Origin of the sequence: Aliihoeflea sp., from assembly GCF_052435475.1 — a bacterium.
Classification (GTDB): Bacteria; Pseudomonadota; Alphaproteobacteria; order Rhizobiales; family Rhizobiaceae; genus Aliihoeflea.
This window is the reverse complement of sequence record NZ_JBQVMV010000001.1, coordinates 569,280-582,679: the sequence shown is the minus strand read 5'-3', so window position 1 is coordinate 582,679 and position 13,400 is coordinate 569,280. Positions and strand designations below refer to the sequence as shown.

17 protein-coding genes are annotated in these 13,400 nt (G+C 64.9%); 13 read left to right on the top strand and 4 right to left on the bottom strand.

The window, feature by feature from the left end; translation table 11 throughout:
• Positions 1–10: 10 nt before the first annotated feature.
• Positions 11–172 (top strand): transposase, encoded by a 162-nt coding sequence (locus tag ACT6QU_RS02960; RefSeq protein ID WP_444836860.1) that lies wholly within the window; start codon positions 11–13, stop codon positions 170–172.
• Between the two features lie 161 nt (positions 173–333).
• Here the strand turns inward: ACT6QU_RS02960 and ACT6QU_RS02955 are convergent, their stop codons facing one another.
• A complete protein-coding gene (locus tag ACT6QU_RS02955; RefSeq protein WP_444565571.1) occupies positions 334–975 on the bottom strand; it encodes a hypothetical protein in 642 nt (213 codons plus the stop codon).
• A gap of 280 nt (positions 976–1,255) precedes the next feature.
• Positions 1,256–2,830, bottom strand: coding sequence for a trimethylamine methyltransferase family protein (locus tag ACT6QU_RS02950; RefSeq protein ID WP_444836517.1), 1,575 nt, complete (start codon positions 2,828–2,830; stop codon positions 1,256–1,258).
• Between the two features lie 266 nt (positions 2,831–3,096).
• Between ACT6QU_RS02950 and ACT6QU_RS02945 the strand changes: the two genes are divergently transcribed.
• The gene (locus tag ACT6QU_RS02945) at positions 3,097–3,795 is read left to right on the top strand and encodes a corrinoid protein (RefSeq protein ID WP_024585849.1); all 699 of its coding nucleotides are present in this window, start codon (positions 3,097–3,099) and stop codon (positions 3,793–3,795) included.
• Between the two features lie 55 nt (positions 3,796–3,850).
• On the opposite strand, the gene ACT6QU_RS02940 is transcribed toward ACT6QU_RS02945, so the two are convergent.
• Positions 3,851–4,006 carry a hypothetical protein gene (locus ACT6QU_RS02940; RefSeq protein ID WP_024585850.1) on the bottom strand — a complete coding sequence of 52 codons (156 nt, stop codon included), beginning with the start codon at positions 4,004–4,006 and terminating at the stop codon, positions 3,851–3,853.
• Positions 4,007–4,032: 26 nt separating this feature from the next.
• Here ACT6QU_RS02940 and ACT6QU_RS02935 point away from each other — a divergent pair, with 26 nt between their 5' ends.
• From ACT6QU_RS02935 to ACT6QU_RS02905, 7 genes are all read left to right on the top strand, one after another.
• Positions 4,033–4,677, top strand: a complete 645-nt coding sequence (locus ACT6QU_RS02935; protein ID WP_444565569.1) for a DUF1638 domain-containing protein — start codon at positions 4,033–4,035, stop codon at positions 4,675–4,677.
• Positions 4,678–4,695: 18 nt separating this feature from the next.
• Positions 4,696–5,274 (top strand): DUF4893 domain-containing protein, encoded by a 579-nt coding sequence (locus tag ACT6QU_RS02930; protein ID WP_444565568.1) that lies wholly within the window; start codon positions 4,696–4,698, stop codon positions 5,272–5,274.
• Positions 5,275–5,371: 97 nt separating this feature from the next.
• Complete coding sequence (locus ACT6QU_RS02925) at positions 5,372–6,025, top strand: exopolysaccharide biosynthesis protein (protein WP_444565567.1); 654 nt, start codon at positions 5,372–5,374, stop codon at positions 6,023–6,025.
• A 95-nt stretch (positions 6,026–6,120) separates the two neighbouring features.
• Positions 6,121–6,438: a virulence factor gene (locus ACT6QU_RS02920; protein ID WP_444565566.1), complete on the top strand. Its 318-nt coding sequence runs from the start codon at positions 6,121–6,123 to the stop codon at positions 6,436–6,438.
• Positions 6,439–7,305 carry a methylenetetrahydrofolate reductase gene (locus tag ACT6QU_RS02915; RefSeq protein ID WP_444565565.1) on the top strand — a complete coding sequence of 289 codons (867 nt, stop codon included), beginning with the start codon at positions 6,439–6,441 and terminating at the stop codon, positions 7,303–7,305.
• A gap of 23 nt (positions 7,306–7,328) precedes the next feature.
• Positions 7,329–8,297 carry a methyltetrahydrofolate cobalamin methyltransferase gene (locus tag ACT6QU_RS02910; protein WP_444565564.1) on the top strand — a complete coding sequence of 323 codons (969 nt, stop codon included), beginning with the start codon at positions 7,329–7,331 and terminating at the stop codon, positions 8,295–8,297.
• An 83-nt stretch (positions 8,298–8,380) separates the two neighbouring features.
• The gene (locus ACT6QU_RS02905; RefSeq protein WP_444565573.1) at positions 8,381–10,402 is read left to right on the top strand and encodes an ASKHA domain-containing protein; all 2,022 of its coding nucleotides are present in this window, start codon (positions 8,381–8,383) and stop codon (positions 10,400–10,402) included.
• On the opposite strand, the gene ACT6QU_RS02900 is transcribed toward ACT6QU_RS02905, so the two are convergent.
• Entirely contained in the window at positions 10,399–11,295 is an 897-nt protein-coding gene (locus tag ACT6QU_RS02900) for a LysR family transcriptional regulator (protein WP_444565563.1), read from the bottom strand. The two genes, ACT6QU_RS02905 and ACT6QU_RS02900, sit on opposite strands and share 4 nt — an antisense overlap.
• A 105-nt stretch (positions 11,296–11,400) precedes the next feature.
• Here ACT6QU_RS02900 and ACT6QU_RS02895 point away from each other — a divergent pair, with 105 nt between their 5' ends.
• From ACT6QU_RS02895 to ACT6QU_RS02880, 4 genes are all read left to right on the top strand, one after another.
• A complete protein-coding gene (locus tag ACT6QU_RS02895) occupies positions 11,401–11,583 on the top strand; it encodes a hypothetical protein (RefSeq protein WP_444565562.1) in 183 nt (60 codons plus the stop codon).
• Complete coding sequence (locus ACT6QU_RS02890) at positions 11,580–11,780, top strand: hypothetical protein (protein WP_444565561.1); 201 nt, start codon at positions 11,580–11,582, stop codon at positions 11,778–11,780. Before ACT6QU_RS02895 ends, ACT6QU_RS02890 begins: the two co-directional genes overlap by 4 nt.
• Before the next feature lie 173 nt (positions 11,781–11,953).
• The gene (locus ACT6QU_RS02885; protein WP_173401389.1) at positions 11,954–12,091 is read left to right on the top strand and encodes a hypothetical protein; all 138 of its coding nucleotides are present in this window, start codon (positions 11,954–11,956) and stop codon (positions 12,089–12,091) included.
• A gap of 207 nt (positions 12,092–12,298) precedes the next feature.
• Positions 12,299–13,297: a GlxA family transcriptional regulator gene (locus tag ACT6QU_RS02880; RefSeq protein ID WP_444565560.1), complete on the top strand. Its 999-nt coding sequence runs from the start codon at positions 12,299–12,301 to the stop codon at positions 13,295–13,297.
• Positions 13,298–13,400 lie beyond the last annotated feature (103 nt).

Here is a 13,400-nt window from a genome sequence, read left to right as displayed (position 1 = left end):
CCACAACGCGCTGATCGCCCCGATCCGCGCCGAGGTCGAGGGCGTCTTCGCCACCTTGAAGCGATGGTTCGGCTGGAACCGCGTGCGCTACCGCGGCCTGGCCAAGAACGAAAGCCACCTTCACCTTGCCGCCACCGCCTACAACATGAAACGCGCCCTCAAGCTCGCCTGAGGCAGCCGGACAACGCTCCCCCCATCGCCAAACCGCGGCCAAATCAATCGCCAGTTCACGCCGCCGCACACCTGCGACCGCATCAACGCAAGCGCGTCGGGAATTTCGCAACGATCCCCCTTGTGGGGAGGGATAAAGGGTGGGGGTCCTCTTCGCCCAAACTATCCCGCCAAAAACGCATCCATATGAAACGCCTGAACCTCTGCCGGATACCGATACGCATCATACGGACAGGCATTGCGAGCCAAGCAGCCTCGCTCGCGGCACGCTACCCCCTCACCCAGAACGTGCCGCCGACACGCCCCAACATCATATCCATCCACATCGAACGCCCCGACCGGACACCCCGTCAAACACGGCTTCTCCCGGCATTCATCGCAAAGATGCCGCGCCTTCGATAACTCCCCCAGCACCAACGCCCGATCAAACAGCAGCGCCCCGCGATAGGCATGCCAAAGCCCGAATTGCGGATGCATGAGAACCCCAAGCGGCGACGGCCGCAGCCCTTCCGCCCGCATTGCCCATTGCTGGAACGGCAAATACGGCCGGTCGCTCGGATAAACCGCCCGCGCGCCGACAGCGTCCGCGACCTCGTCGATGACCACCCGCGACCACGCATCCAGCGGATCGGCGACGCCAACGTTCCGCGCCTGCCACTCTAGGAAATGCGGCCAGTAGTCCGCTCCGCCATGGCCGACGAGCAGAACCGCCTTTGCGGGAGCGTCTTCGCCGCGGTCAAAATCGAATCCGCCACGCAGGATGAGGCCTGAGGACAACAAAAAAGCTGTGATGCGCTCGATCATCGCGCGATCGACGACGGAAAGGTCCGCGCCCTACGCAGGCCCCCTCTGGGCTGCCGGGCATCTCCCCCGCGAGGGAGGAGATTAGTCTCGTCGCCGACAACGCGTGATCTCCCCCCTCGCGGGGGAGATGTCCGGCAGGACAGAGGGGGGCGCTGTCCCGCGACGTGGCCAAATCGGGGCGCAAGAACTACCCCTTCCCGTCCGGCCCTCGTATCGCGGAGCGCCAGACTTCCTTGTGGATGATGTCGGCCACTTTAGCCCGGCCTGAAACGGGCTCCTTTCAAGTGAAGGCGTTGGGCATCGACTCCTTCTTCTTCGCCATGAAGTCGTTCAGCCCGTCCTCGAGGCCCGGGTCGAGATACGGCGCCTCGTAGGTGTCGAGCCAGCGGCGGGCGAGTTCGTTCGCGCGCTGCGGCGCGGTCTTCTCGCCCTCGGCGAGCCATTGTTCGTAGGAATTGTTGTCGGCGATCGACGAGCGGTAAAACGCTGTCTGGAAGTTCGCCTGCGTGTGCGAGCAGCCGAGATAGTGGCTGCCGGGGCCGACTTCGCGGATCGCGTCCATCGCCTGCCCGTTTTCTGACAGGTCGACGCCGGCGGCGAATTTCTGCTGCATGCCAAGCTGGTCGACGTCCATCATGAACTTCTCGTAGCAGGAGGCGAGACCGCCTTCGAGCCAGCCGGCGGCGTGGAGCACGAAGTTGGTGCCGGCCAGCACCGTCGAGTTCAGCGTGTTGGCGCTCTCATAGGCCGCCTGCGCGTCCGGCACCTTGGAGGCGCAGAGCGATCCGCCGGTGCGGAACGGCAGGCCGAGACGGCGCGCGAGCTGCCCCGCGCCGTAGGATACGAGCGTCGGTTCCGGCGTGCCGAAGGTCGGCGCGCCCGACTGCATCGAGATCGACGAGGCGAAGGTGCCGAAGAGCACCGGCGCGCCCGGCCGCACGAGCTGCGTGAAAGACGCGCCCGCCAGCACTTCCGCCAGAACCTGCGTCAGTGTACCGGCCACCGTCACCGGGCTCATCGCGCCCGCCAGGATGAACGGCGTGATGATCGTCGCCTGGTTGGCGCGCGCATAGACCTTCGCCGCGCCCAGCATCGTCTCGTCGAAGACCATCGGCGAGTTGGCGTTGATGAGGTTGATGATGACCGTGTTGTCGTCGACGAACTTCTCACCGAACAGGATTTTCGCCATCGCCACCGTGTCCTCCGCGCGCTCCGGCGCGGTGACCGAGCCCATGAAGGGCTTGTCGGAGAATTTCATATGGCTGAACACCATGTCGAGATGGCGCTTGTTGACCGGCACGTCGACCGGCTCGCACACCGTGCCGCCCGAATGGTGGATCGACGGCGCCATATAGGCGAGCTTCACGAAGTTGCGGAAATCCTCGATCGTGGCATAGCGGCGGTTGCCGTCGAGATCGCGCACGAAGGGCGGGCCGTAGACGGGCGCGAAGACGGTCGCGTCACCGCCGATCTGCACCGAGCGCTCGGGATTGCGCGCGTGCTGGGTGAAGACAGACGGGGCGGTCTTCAAAAGTTCGCGGCAGAGCCCTTTCGGGAAATGCACGCGCTCGCCGCGCACGTCGGCGCCGGCCTGTCTCCAGAGTTCCAGCGCCTCGGCGTCGTCGCGGAACTCGATGCCGACCTCTTCGAGAACCGTGTCGGCGTTCGCCTCGATCAGCGCCAGGCCTTCCTCGTTCAGCACCTCATAGAGCGGGATCTGGCGCTTGATGTAGGTCAGCGTCTTGCCCGGACCGCCGCCCGAGCGGGCCGCGCGCCGTGCTGCCGCACCGCCGCCCGCGCCACGTCCGCGCCGTGCTGCGCCCGCCTCTTCCGCGTGAGCGAGATTTTCGTCCATGTCCAACCCGTCCTTATTGCGTTCGCCGCCGGTCACGGCGTTTTCCCGCCAATCTAGTGGAGGCCGCTTTGCGAACGGGCTTGGCCGCGCCAAACCGTGTCGCAAAATCGACACGGAATCCTGCATGTTTTCGGCCGAGTTGCACGGTCGTTTTCGTTTCCGCCGACGTCGCATTCCGACTATGGGAAATCGCCGCCGTCAGAATATGAATTGGGCACGACAAATCAGCGCGGAATGCGCCTGCCAGAGCCTTTCAGGAGTACCCGATGTCCGACGACGAAATCATCCTGTCCGAACTGTCCGACGACGAACTCGTGCAGCAGATGCACGACGATCTTTATGACGGGCTGAAGGAAGAGATCGAGGAAGGCACGAACATCCTGCTCGAGCGCGGCTGGGAGCCCTACCGGGTCCTGACCGAAGCGCTGGTCGAGGGCATGCGCATCGTGGGCGAGGATTTTCGCGACGGCATCCTGTTCGTGCCCGAAGTGCTCCTGTCCGCAAACGCCATGAAGGCCGGCATGTTCATCCTGCGGCCGCTCCTGGCGGCCACCAACGCGCCGAAGCAGGGCAAGCTGGTCATCGGCACGGTCAAGGGTGACATCCACGACATCGGCAAGAACCTCGTCGGCATGATGATGGAGGGCGCCGGCTTCGACGTGGTCGACCTCGGCATCAACAACCCGGTCGAGAACTATCTGAACGCCATCGAGGAGCATCAGCCGGACATCATCGGCATGTCGGCGCTGCTGACCACCACCATGCCCTACATGAAAGTCGTCATCGACACGATGAAGGAAAAGGGCATCCGCGACGATTTCGTCGTGCTCGTCGGCGGCGCGCCGCTCAACGAGGAGTTCGGCAAGGCCGTCGGAGCCGACGCCTACTGCCGCGACGCGGCGGTCGCGGTCGAGACCGCCAAGGACTTCATGAAGCGCAAGCACAATATCCGCGCTTCGGCCTGACATGAAAAAGGGCGCCGCGAGGCGCCCTTGATCGTTCCGGCTCGCGATCGAGCCCTTATTCTGCCGCGCCGGCGACGTTACGGCCTGCCGACTGCGTCGCATCCACCGTATTCGCCGCGTCCGCACCGACGCCGCGAATGGTGTTAGCACAGCCGCTGGCCATGGCGACGACGGCGAAGACGATGGCGACACGCGAAATTGCCTTGGACATTTGATCTGCTCCCGAGATGATAAGGCATGGAAAATCCAGCTTCCAACCGTGAACGCACCAACAGCCAAAAGGTTCTCGTCATCGCCTGCGGAATGATCGCGCGCGAGATCATCGCGGTTAAGGATGCGTTGCGGCTCGATCATCTGGACCTGACCTGCCTGCCCGCCGAGTTCCACTACCGCCCCGACCGCATCGCCCCCGCGCTCGACATCGCGATCCGAAAGGCCCGCGCCGAAGGCATCGCGAACATCTTCGTCGGCTATGCCGATTGCGGCACCGGCGGAGACATCGACAAGGTCTGTGCGGCGCATGGCGTCACGCGCATCGACGGCCCGCACTGCTTCGCCTTCTACCAGGGCCTGCCCGCCTTCCAAGACGTCGCCGATGGCGACATGACCTCCTTCTACATGACAGATTTCCTCTGCCGGCACTTCGACGCCTTCTTCATGAAGCCGATGGGCCTCGACCGGCATCCCGAACTGATCGAGGATTTCTTCGGCAACTACGAAAAGGTCGTCTATCTGGCGCAAACCGACGATCCGGCGCTCGAAGCCGTCGCGATCCGCGCGGCAAGGCTGCTCGGCCTTGCCTATGAGCGGCGCTTCACCGGCTATGGCGATCTCGTCCCCGCCCTCAAAAAGGCGCATGAGACGGCCAGTCAAGGCGGCTGACAGCCGATTGGACCGCCCATGCTCCGCCGCCCCGCGCTCGCACTTCTCGCGCTCTTCTCCTCCATCACCGCCTCGCTCGCCACTGGCGAGATCGAGAGCCTGATCACCGATGCCGATCGCGAGCGCCTCGGTTCTTTCGAGCGCGCCAAGGAGCAGGCGCTGGGCGAAGCCGAGGGCGCTGACAGTCAGACCGCGCTTGCCGCCCTGCGCAAGGCGGCGAGCGCCGAGGCCCTACCCTTTGCCGATTTCGACCTCACCGGCGACTGGCAGTGCCGCACGCTCAAGGCCGGCGGGCTTGCAAAGCTCGTCGTCTATGGCTGGTTCGACTGCCGCGTGACCGATGACGGGTCGGGCTGGCGCCTTGAAAAGCTGACCGGTTCGCAGCGCACGGTCGGCCGTTTCTTCACCGACAGCGACACGCGCCTCACCTATCTTGGCGGCTTCTTCGTCGCCGGCGACGCGGCTCCCGCATACGGCGCAGGCATCGACAGCGACCAGGTCGGCTACGCCGTGCGAACCGGCCCGGAAAGCTGGCAGATCGAGTTTCCGCTGCCGCGCTATGAATCGACGTTCGACATTCTCGAATTGAGGCGTTAGGGCGCAATCCCCGCGCAACAAATCTGTGGCATTGCTATTGTAGTGCATCCATGGCTGCCCATCTTGGCGGGCGAACGCGAATGATGATCAGGACGACATGACCGACGAACTCGCCCGTCCAGAAATGCTGCCGGTTCCCGTGCCGGCCATGGCTGCCGGCAAGTCGCGCCTGTCGCAGATTTTCCGCCGTCTCGCGGCCGAATCGGAGCATTCGGTGTCGATCGCCGAACTGCGCGATTCGATGGGTGACCGTGGCTTTGCCATGCTGCTCGTCCTTTTCGCCGCGCTCAACCTTCTGCCGCTCCCGCCTGGCTCGACGCTCATCCTCGGCATTCCGCTGATGCTGGTCTCCGCGCAGATGATGCTCGGCTATCCGTCCGCATGGCTGCCGCGCTTCCTCTTGAACAAGTCGATCGGCGCCGATCGTTTCCGCCACGCCGTCACCTACGTCATTCCGCGCCTCGAATGGCTGGAAAGGCTGGTGCGTCCGCGGCATTGGCCGTTCGAGACGGCCGACGCCGACCGCTATCTCGGCCTTGCAACCTTCGTCCTCGCCGTCGCCGTCTTCCTGCCCATTCCGCTGGGCAACTGGCTGCCTGCATTTTCGGTCGCGGTCATCGGTCTGGCGCTGTCGGAGCGCGACGGCGTCTTCCTCGCGATCGGCCTCGGCCTCGGCGCCCTCTCGCTGGCCATCATCGCCGCGGTCGTCGGCGCCGGCGCGTTCCTGGCGAGCGCCATCTTCGGCATCTGAACGGCGTCGCTTTTGAAGGCCCGCGCGTCGTCCGGCAACAAGCAGCGACCATCGCCATGCGGCAATGCTCCAGCAGGTTTACTCACGGAGCCTTCATGGCCGATCTCATCATCGTCTACTGGCGCGACATCCCCGCACAGGTGATCGTGCGCAAGGGGCGGCAGAACGCCAAGCGCGAACTGCCCCTGCGCTTCACCGAGGCGATCGACATGTGCGCCATGCGCACTGGCGCCGGCGAGACGGACGCGTATCTTGCCGAGTGGCGCAAAGCCGACCCGGTGCCGGTGGGAGACGACCTCGAGGCCGAGGCCGACAGGGCGCTGGCTGAATTCGATACCGCCTATGATCGCGAGCGCCTCGTCGCGCTCGTGAAAGCCGGCGGTCACGAGACGAACATGGCGGAGGAGCGCTGAATGACGAAGATTGCCGCATCGATCGAGGTTGCGCCCACGCAAGCCGTCGAATCCCAGGATCTGCCGGGCCTCTTCCCGGAAGGCTCGCGCGTCTACATCACAGATATCGGCAATGATTCGATCGACACGCTGGTCGCCGCTGCAAAGCGCGTGCGCGACCTCGGCTACCGTCCCGTCCCGCATTTCGCCTCGCGCCGCCTGACGACGCGCGCCGCCCTCGAAGAGCGAATCCGCCGCTCGGCGCAGGAAGCCGGCATCACCGACGCGCTGGTCATCGGCGGCGGTCTCGACAAACCGGCCGGAGAGTTCGCCTCGTCGATGGAAGTGCTCGATACCGGCTTCTTCGAAAAGTATGGCATCACCCATCTCGGCGTCGCCGGCCATCCCGAGGGCAGTCCCGATTTCACCGGGGCCCAGGCCATCGAGGCGCTTCGCCAGAAACAGGATTTCGCCAGGCGCTCGGGCATCGACGTTCGCATCGTCACCCAGTTCGGCTTCGATCCGCAGAAATTCATCTCCTGGGCCGAGGGCCTGAAGGCTCAGGGCATCAGCCTGCCCGTCCATCTCGGCGTCGCTGGCCCGGCCAAGATCACGACGCTGATCAAGTTCGCGGCCATGTGCGGCGTCGGCAATTCGATCTCGTTCCTCAAGAAGAACGCGCTGTCGCTCACCGCGCTCGCCACCAGCCATTCGCCGGAAGGCATGGTCGGGCCGATCGAGAAGCACTGGCAGGCAACGCCCGGCAGCGCCATCGCGCAGATCCACGTCTTCCCCTTCGGCGGCCTGAAGAAGAGCGCCGAATGGCTCGTCGAGCGCGGTTCGTGGCCGTCGCACGCTTCGTCGCACGCCGCCCACGCATCCCGCTAATCCTCGCGCCCAAGGACCCGCAAATGACCCGCACGATCGTCGCCTCCGCGACAAGGGAAATCATCATCGGCTTCGATCAGCCCTTCTGCGTGATCGGTGAGCGGATCAATCCGACCGGCCGCAAGAAGCTCGCCGCCGAGATGGTCGCCGGCAATTTCGACACCGTGACGAAGGATGCGCTCGAACAGGTCGCCGCCGGCGCGACGATGCTCGACGTCAATGCCGGCGTCACCGCCGTCGACCCCAACGCCACCGAACCGGCGCTTCTCGTCAAGACGCTGGAGATCGTGCAGAACCTCGTCGACGTGCCGCTGTCGATCGACAGCTCCGTCTCCGCCGCCATCGAGGCCGCGCTCAAGGTCGCCGAGGGCCGCCCGCTCGTCAATTCGGTGACGGGCGAGGAGGAAAAGCTCGAGGCGATCCTGCCGCTGGTCAAGAAATACAACGTCCCCGTCGTCGCCATCTCCAATGACGAGACCGGCATTTCGATGGACCCGGACGTGCGCTTCGCCGTCGCCAAGAAGATCGTCGAGCGCTGCGCCGATTTCGGCATTCCCGCCCACGACGTCGTCGTCGATCCGCTGGTCATGCCGATCGGCGCGCTGGGCGACGCCGGCCGCCAGGTCTTCGCGCTCCTGCGCCGCCTGCGCGAGGAACTGAAGGTCAACACGACCTGCGGCCTTTCCAACATCTCCTTCGGCCTGCCGCACCGCCACGGCATCAATGCCGGCTTCATCCCGATGGTCATCGGCGCAGGCATGACGAGCGCCATCATGAACCCCTGCCGCCCCCAGGAAATGGAAGCCGTCCGCGCCGCCAACGTCCTCAACGGCACCGACCGCGACTGCACCACCTGGATTCGCACCTACAAGGACTACAAGCCGGCCGAAGGCGGCCACGCCGTCGCCGCCCCGGTCCCGGTCAGCGCGCCGGGCGAAGGCAATGGCGGCCGCCGCCGCGGCGGACGCGAAGCGCGGATGGCGCGGGGGTAGGCTTTCGTGCCTGAGAGAGTAGTTCGTTTGAAAGAACTTGATTGAACGCCCCCTCCAACATCAAGGACCCGCTGGTCCTCTTCATGCCCTCCGGCAAGCGCGGGCGGTTTCCCGTTGGGACCACCGTGCTCGACGCCGCGCGCGACCTCGGCGTCTATGTGGAGAGCGTATGCGGCGGGCGCGCCACCTGCGGGCGTTGTCAGGTCGAGGTGCAGGAAGGCCATTTCGCCAAGCACAAGATCTCGTCCTCCGCCGACCACATCTCCCCCTTCGGCGCCAAGGAAGAACGCTACGCCAGGGTCCGCGACCTGAAGGAAGGTCGGCGCCTCTCCTGCTCCGCCACCATCCAGGGCGACCTCGTCATCGACGTGCCGCAGGACGTGCAGATCAACGCGCAGGTCGTCCGCAAGTCGCCGATCGACCGCGTCATCGAGCGCAATCCGGCGGTCCAGCTCTGCTATGTCGAGGTCGACGAGCCCGACATGCACAAGCCGCTCGGCGATCTCGACCGCCTCAAGGTCATGCTCGAAAGGGACTGGGGCTGGCAGGACCTGCTCGTCTCCCAGCACCTCCTGCCGCAGGTCCAGTCGATCCTGCGCAAGGGCAATTGGGGTGTCACCGCCGCCATCCACCGCGATCTCGATTCCTCGCGGCCGACCATCATCGCGCTCTGGCCGGGCCTCAAGAACGAGGCTTATGGCATTGCCTGCGACATCGGCTCGACCACCATCGCCATGCACCTCGTCTCGCTCCTGTCGGGCCGCATCGCCGCGACGTCGGGCACGCAGAACCCACAGATCCGGTTCGGCGAAGACCTGATGAGCCGCGTCTCCTACGTGATGATGAACCCGGACGGGCGCGAGGCGATGACCAAGGCGGTGCGCGGTGCGGTCAACGACCTGATCGACAAGGTCTGCGCGGAAGCCGACGTCCAGCACGACACGCTGCTCGACGCCGTCTTCGTCGGCAATCCGATCATGCACCACCTCTTCCTCGGCATCGACCCGACCGAACTCGGCCAGGCGCCTTTCGCGCTTGCCGTCTCCGGCGCGGTGCACACGTGGTCGAGCGAAATCGGCCTCAAGATCAACCACGGCGCCCGGGTCTACGTCCTGCCCTGCATCGCCGGCCATGTCGGCGCGGACGCCGCGGGAGCGACGCTCTCGGAAGGTCCGCACCGGCAGGACCGGATGATGCTCCTCGTCGATGTCGGCACCAATGCCGAGATCGTGCTCGGCAACCGCCATCGCCTCCTCGCCGCCTCCTCACCCACCGGCCCTGCCTTCGAGGGCGCGGAAATTTCATCCGGCCAGCGCGCCGCACCGGGCGCCATTGAGCGCGTGCGCATCGATCCCGAGACGCTGGAGCCAAAATTCCGCGTCATCGGCGTCGACAAATGGTCGGACGAGCCGGGCTTTTTCGAGGATGCGGAGACCGTCGGCATCACCGGCATCTGCGGCTCGGCGATCATTGAGGTCGTCGCGGAGATGTACCTTGCCGGCATCATCACCGAGGATGGCGTCGTCGACGGATCGCTTGCCGCCAAGTCGCCCCGCATCGAAGCGTCCGGCCGCACCGCGACCTACGTGCTCCACGAAGGCAAGCAGCGCATCACCGTCACGCAGAACGACGTCCGCGCGATCCAGCTCGCGAAATCGGCACTCTATGCCGGCATCAAGCTCCTGATGGAGAAACAGGGCGTCGAGACCGTCGACACGATCTGCTTCGCCGGCGCCTTTGGCTCCTTCATCGACCCGAAATACGCGATGGTCCTGGGCCTGATCCCCGATTGCGACCTGTCCGACGTCAAGGCCGTCGGCAACGCGGCCGGCACCGGCGCGCTGATGGCGCTTCTCAACCGGGACCACCGCCGCGAGATCGAGGACACCGTCCAGCGCATCGACAAGATCGAGACCGCGCTCGAGCCGCATTTCCAGCAGCTCTTCATCGACGCGATGGCGCTGCCGAACAAGGTCGACCCGTTCCCCAAGCTCGCCGCGCAGGTGAAACTGCCCGAACGCAAGGCGACCCCCGCCACCGACGGAGACGCCGCACCTCGCCGCCGCTCACGCGAGGAACGTGCTGCAAGGCGCAACCGCGACTAGAACTTCCCCGTCTCGCGAAAACTCTCGAACGTCGCGCGGATATGGTCCGCCGCCGCCTTCACCGGCGCCGAGGCATCGGGTGCGACGATCATCGCCAGATTGTAGGTCGGCAGCAGTGGCAGTCCCTCTTCCGGCCCGAGCGCGACAATCTCTTCACCGATAAACGATTTCGGCAGCGGCGCGACTGCCAGATCCGACAGGATGGCCGAGCGCTGCCCCGCCGTGTGCGCGCTCATGTAGGCGATGCGGTATTCGCGCCCTGCCCGGCCCAGCGCCTCCAGCGCCGCCGCCCGCCAGACGCACCCCTCCTCCCAGATCGACACCGGCAGCGGCTCGCGCATATGCGCGCAACCGCCCTTGGCGCCGCCCCAGACGATCGGCTCGGTCAAGAGCACCTCCGCCTCGGCCGGGACCGAGCGGCAAACCGTGAACAGCGTGATGTCGAGCCCGCCCTCGTTCATGCGCCGGCGCAGATTGCTCGACTGATCGATGACGACGTCGACGGCGATTGCCGGGTGCGTCTGCGCGAAGCGCTTCAGCACATGCGGCAGCACCCGCTCGCCATAATCGTCGGGCGAACCCAAGCGCACCACACCTGAGATGTCAGGAATGATGAATTTCGACACCGCTTCACGGTTGAGCGCGATCAGGCGGCGCGCATAGCCGATCAGCATTTCGCCATCATTGGTCAGCGTCACGGACCGCGCGTCGCGCGAGAACACCGACCGGCCGAGAATCTCTTCGAGCTTCTTGATCTGCATCGAAACCGCCGAGGGCGTGCGGAACACCGCATTGGCCGCGGCCGTGAAGCTGCCGGTCTCCGCGATGGCCACGAACGTGCGCAGCACGTCCAGATCGAGCAGCGGCATCGGGTGATTGAGCGGGGCGTTCATGATCAACATTCCTGAATGATTGGATCATTTCATTTCGATTGATTGAACAATGGGGCAAGCGCATTGTCAATCCATCGAAGAGCAAGCGAACGAAAGGAGATTGCCATGTTCACGCTCTCCGCCTTCTCGCATCTGGTCGACGGCCTGCGCGCCATCCACCATCGCCAGCGCAGCGACGCGCTGATGAACAACCTGCCGGCGGAGACCCGCCGCGACATCGGCTGGCCCGATCGCTTCGCCTCCGGCACCGATGGCGACCGCTTCTGGGACGGGAGGAATTTCCGATGAGCCGCTCCCTGCTGTCGCGCCTGCGCGACCACATCGCAGCGCGCCGCGCCCGCCGTCGCCGCTTGGATGCCTTCCTGTTCTTCTCGGACCTGCCGCACGAGATGCAGACGGATCTGATGCGCCCGTCGCTGTTCGAGGCGTTCGAGGAAAATGCCCGCGCAGGCTTTCCCGCCTGCCCGCATCTCAGGCTTGGCTAGGCGCGAATGCAACACCTCCGCACGGAACTGAGGGATGTCGTTTTTGCATCGTCGCACTTCGCATTTGCAGCGCAAAAGCCTGTGGCGCATCCCTATATGTGCGGTAACGACGAACGACCCCACTCCATGATGCGAAGGCCGTTGCGCGTGTCATCAAAGATTGGAGACGTGTCATGAAGTTCCTGAACCGGTTTTTCGCCAAGAAGCGCTCGTCGAACATCGCGACAGCGCTCGAGCGCCAGCGGCTTGGCCGCACGATGCCCGGCCAGACCGGCGCGATGAATGCCTCGCGCCTCGGCCATTTCGTCTGATCGCTTTCATCATGTGCCTCACATGATGCCGCGCGGGACTTGAACGTCCCGCGCGGTTTTTTGCGCTGTGCGCCCTTCACGAAACCCTGCCGTCAAATTGCTGTCACCAAGCTGTCGCATTCCATTGACAGCTAAGGGTTTTCCTGTTGAGGCTGGCCGGAAAGCGACATGGAACCCAGCGTCGCGCGGCCTGTGGCGAGGTGTGGAATGAACGCACGAAATACCGTCAAGCGTTCGATCGTCTTCTTCCTGGTTCCCGAATTCACCATGATCGCCTTCGCGACGGCCATCGAGCCGCTGCGCGCCGCAAACCGCATGCTCGGCTACTCAGCCTATCAATGGCGACTGGCCAGCGTCGATGGCAAGCCGGTCAAGGCGTCGAACTCGGTCGAATGCGCGGTCGACACCTCGCTTGAGATTGAACGGCGCAAGATGACCGGCGGTGACCGGCCGTCCATGGTCATCGTCTGCTCGGGCGTCAACGTCGAGACCTATGCCAACAAGACGACTTTCGCCTGGCTTCGGGAGGAGTATAATCGCGGCGTCTCGATCGGCGGGCTGTGCACGGGCGCGCACGTGCTGGCAGCCGCCGGCCTCCTCTCCAACCGCCGCTGCGCGATCCACTGGGAAAACCTCCCCGGTTTTGCCGAAGCCTTCCCGAAGGCCAACGTCTTTGCCGATCTCTTCGAGGTCGACCAGAACATCTACACCTGCGCGGGCGGCACCGCCGCGCTCGACATGATGCTGAAGCTCATCGGCGACGATTTCGACGAGCATCTGGTCAACCGCGTCTGCGAGCAGGTCCTGACCGACCGCGTGCGCAGCCCGACCGACCGCCAGCGCCTGCCGCTGCGCGCCCGCCTCGGCGTCCAGAATTCCAAGGTTCTGACCATCATCGAGTTGATGGAGGCGAACCTCACCGAGCCCCTGTCGCTGATTGAGATCGCCGACCATGTCGGCCTGTCGCGCCGCCAGATCGAGCGCCTGTTCCGTCAGGAAATGGGCCGCTCGCCGGCGCGCTACTACCTAGAAATCCGCCTCGACCGCGCTCGTCATCTCTTGTTGCAATCGGCAATGCCTGTCGTCGAAGTCGCCGTGGCCTGCGGCTTCGTCTCCGCCTCGCATTTCTCCAAATGCTACCGCGAAGTCTACGCACGCTCGCCCCAGCAGGAGCGCGGCGAACGCCGGCAGTTGCTGGTGGCTTGATTGTTGACGCTCGACGCGCGGCATGGCCAGTTTCGGGTTCGGCTGGGTCGAAAGCGATGGATTTCGAGAACCGGAGCGGAGCGTACATTGAGTACGTGAGCAC

Excerpts from the sequence above, each read along its gene's own strand:
- ACT6QU_RS02955 (WP_444565571.1), bottom strand. The coding sequence starts at position 975 with ATGATCGAGCGCATCACAGCTTTTTTGTTGTCCTCAGGCCTCATCCTG.
- ACT6QU_RS02950 (WP_444836517.1), bottom strand. The coding sequence starts at position 2,830 with ATGGACGAAAATCTCGCTCACGCGGAAGAGGCGGGCGCAGCACGGCGC.
- ACT6QU_RS02945 (WP_024585849.1), top strand. The coding sequence starts at position 3,097 with ATGTCCGACGACGAAATCATCCTGTCCGAACTGTCCGACGACGAACTC.
- ACT6QU_RS02940 (WP_024585850.1), bottom strand. The coding sequence starts at position 4,006 with ATGTCCAAGGCAATTTCGCGTGTCGCCATCGTCTTCGCCGTCGTCGCC.
- ACT6QU_RS02935 (WP_444565569.1), top strand. The coding sequence starts at position 4,033 with ATGGAAAATCCAGCTTCCAACCGTGAACGCACCAACAGCCAAAAGGTT.
- ACT6QU_RS02930 (WP_444565568.1), top strand. The coding sequence starts at position 4,696 with ATGCTCCGCCGCCCCGCGCTCGCACTTCTCGCGCTCTTCTCCTCCATC.
- ACT6QU_RS02925 (WP_444565567.1), top strand. The coding sequence starts at position 5,372 with ATGACCGACGAACTCGCCCGTCCAGAAATGCTGCCGGTTCCCGTGCCG.
- ACT6QU_RS02920 (WP_444565566.1), top strand. The coding sequence starts at position 6,121 with ATGGCCGATCTCATCATCGTCTACTGGCGCGACATCCCCGCACAGGTG.
- ACT6QU_RS02915 (WP_444565565.1), top strand. The coding sequence starts at position 6,439 with ATGACGAAGATTGCCGCATCGATCGAGGTTGCGCCCACGCAAGCCGTC.
- ACT6QU_RS02910 (WP_444565564.1), top strand. The coding sequence starts at position 7,329 with ATGACCCGCACGATCGTCGCCTCCGCGACAAGGGAAATCATCATCGGC.
- ACT6QU_RS02905 (WP_444565573.1), top strand. The coding sequence starts at position 8,381 with ATGCCCTCCGGCAAGCGCGGGCGGTTTCCCGTTGGGACCACCGTGCTC.
- ACT6QU_RS02900 (WP_444565563.1), bottom strand. The coding sequence starts at position 11,295 with ATGAACGCCCCGCTCAATCACCCGATGCCGCTGCTCGATCTGGACGTG.
- ACT6QU_RS02895 (WP_444565562.1), top strand. The coding sequence starts at position 11,401 with ATGTTCACGCTCTCCGCCTTCTCGCATCTGGTCGACGGCCTGCGCGCC.
- ACT6QU_RS02890 (WP_444565561.1), top strand. The coding sequence starts at position 11,580 with ATGAGCCGCTCCCTGCTGTCGCGCCTGCGCGACCACATCGCAGCGCGC.
- ACT6QU_RS02885 (WP_173401389.1), top strand. The coding sequence starts at position 11,954 with ATGAAGTTCCTGAACCGGTTTTTCGCCAAGAAGCGCTCGTCGAACATC.
- ACT6QU_RS02880 (WP_444565560.1), top strand. The coding sequence starts at position 12,299 with ATGAACGCACGAAATACCGTCAAGCGTTCGATCGTCTTCTTCCTGGTT.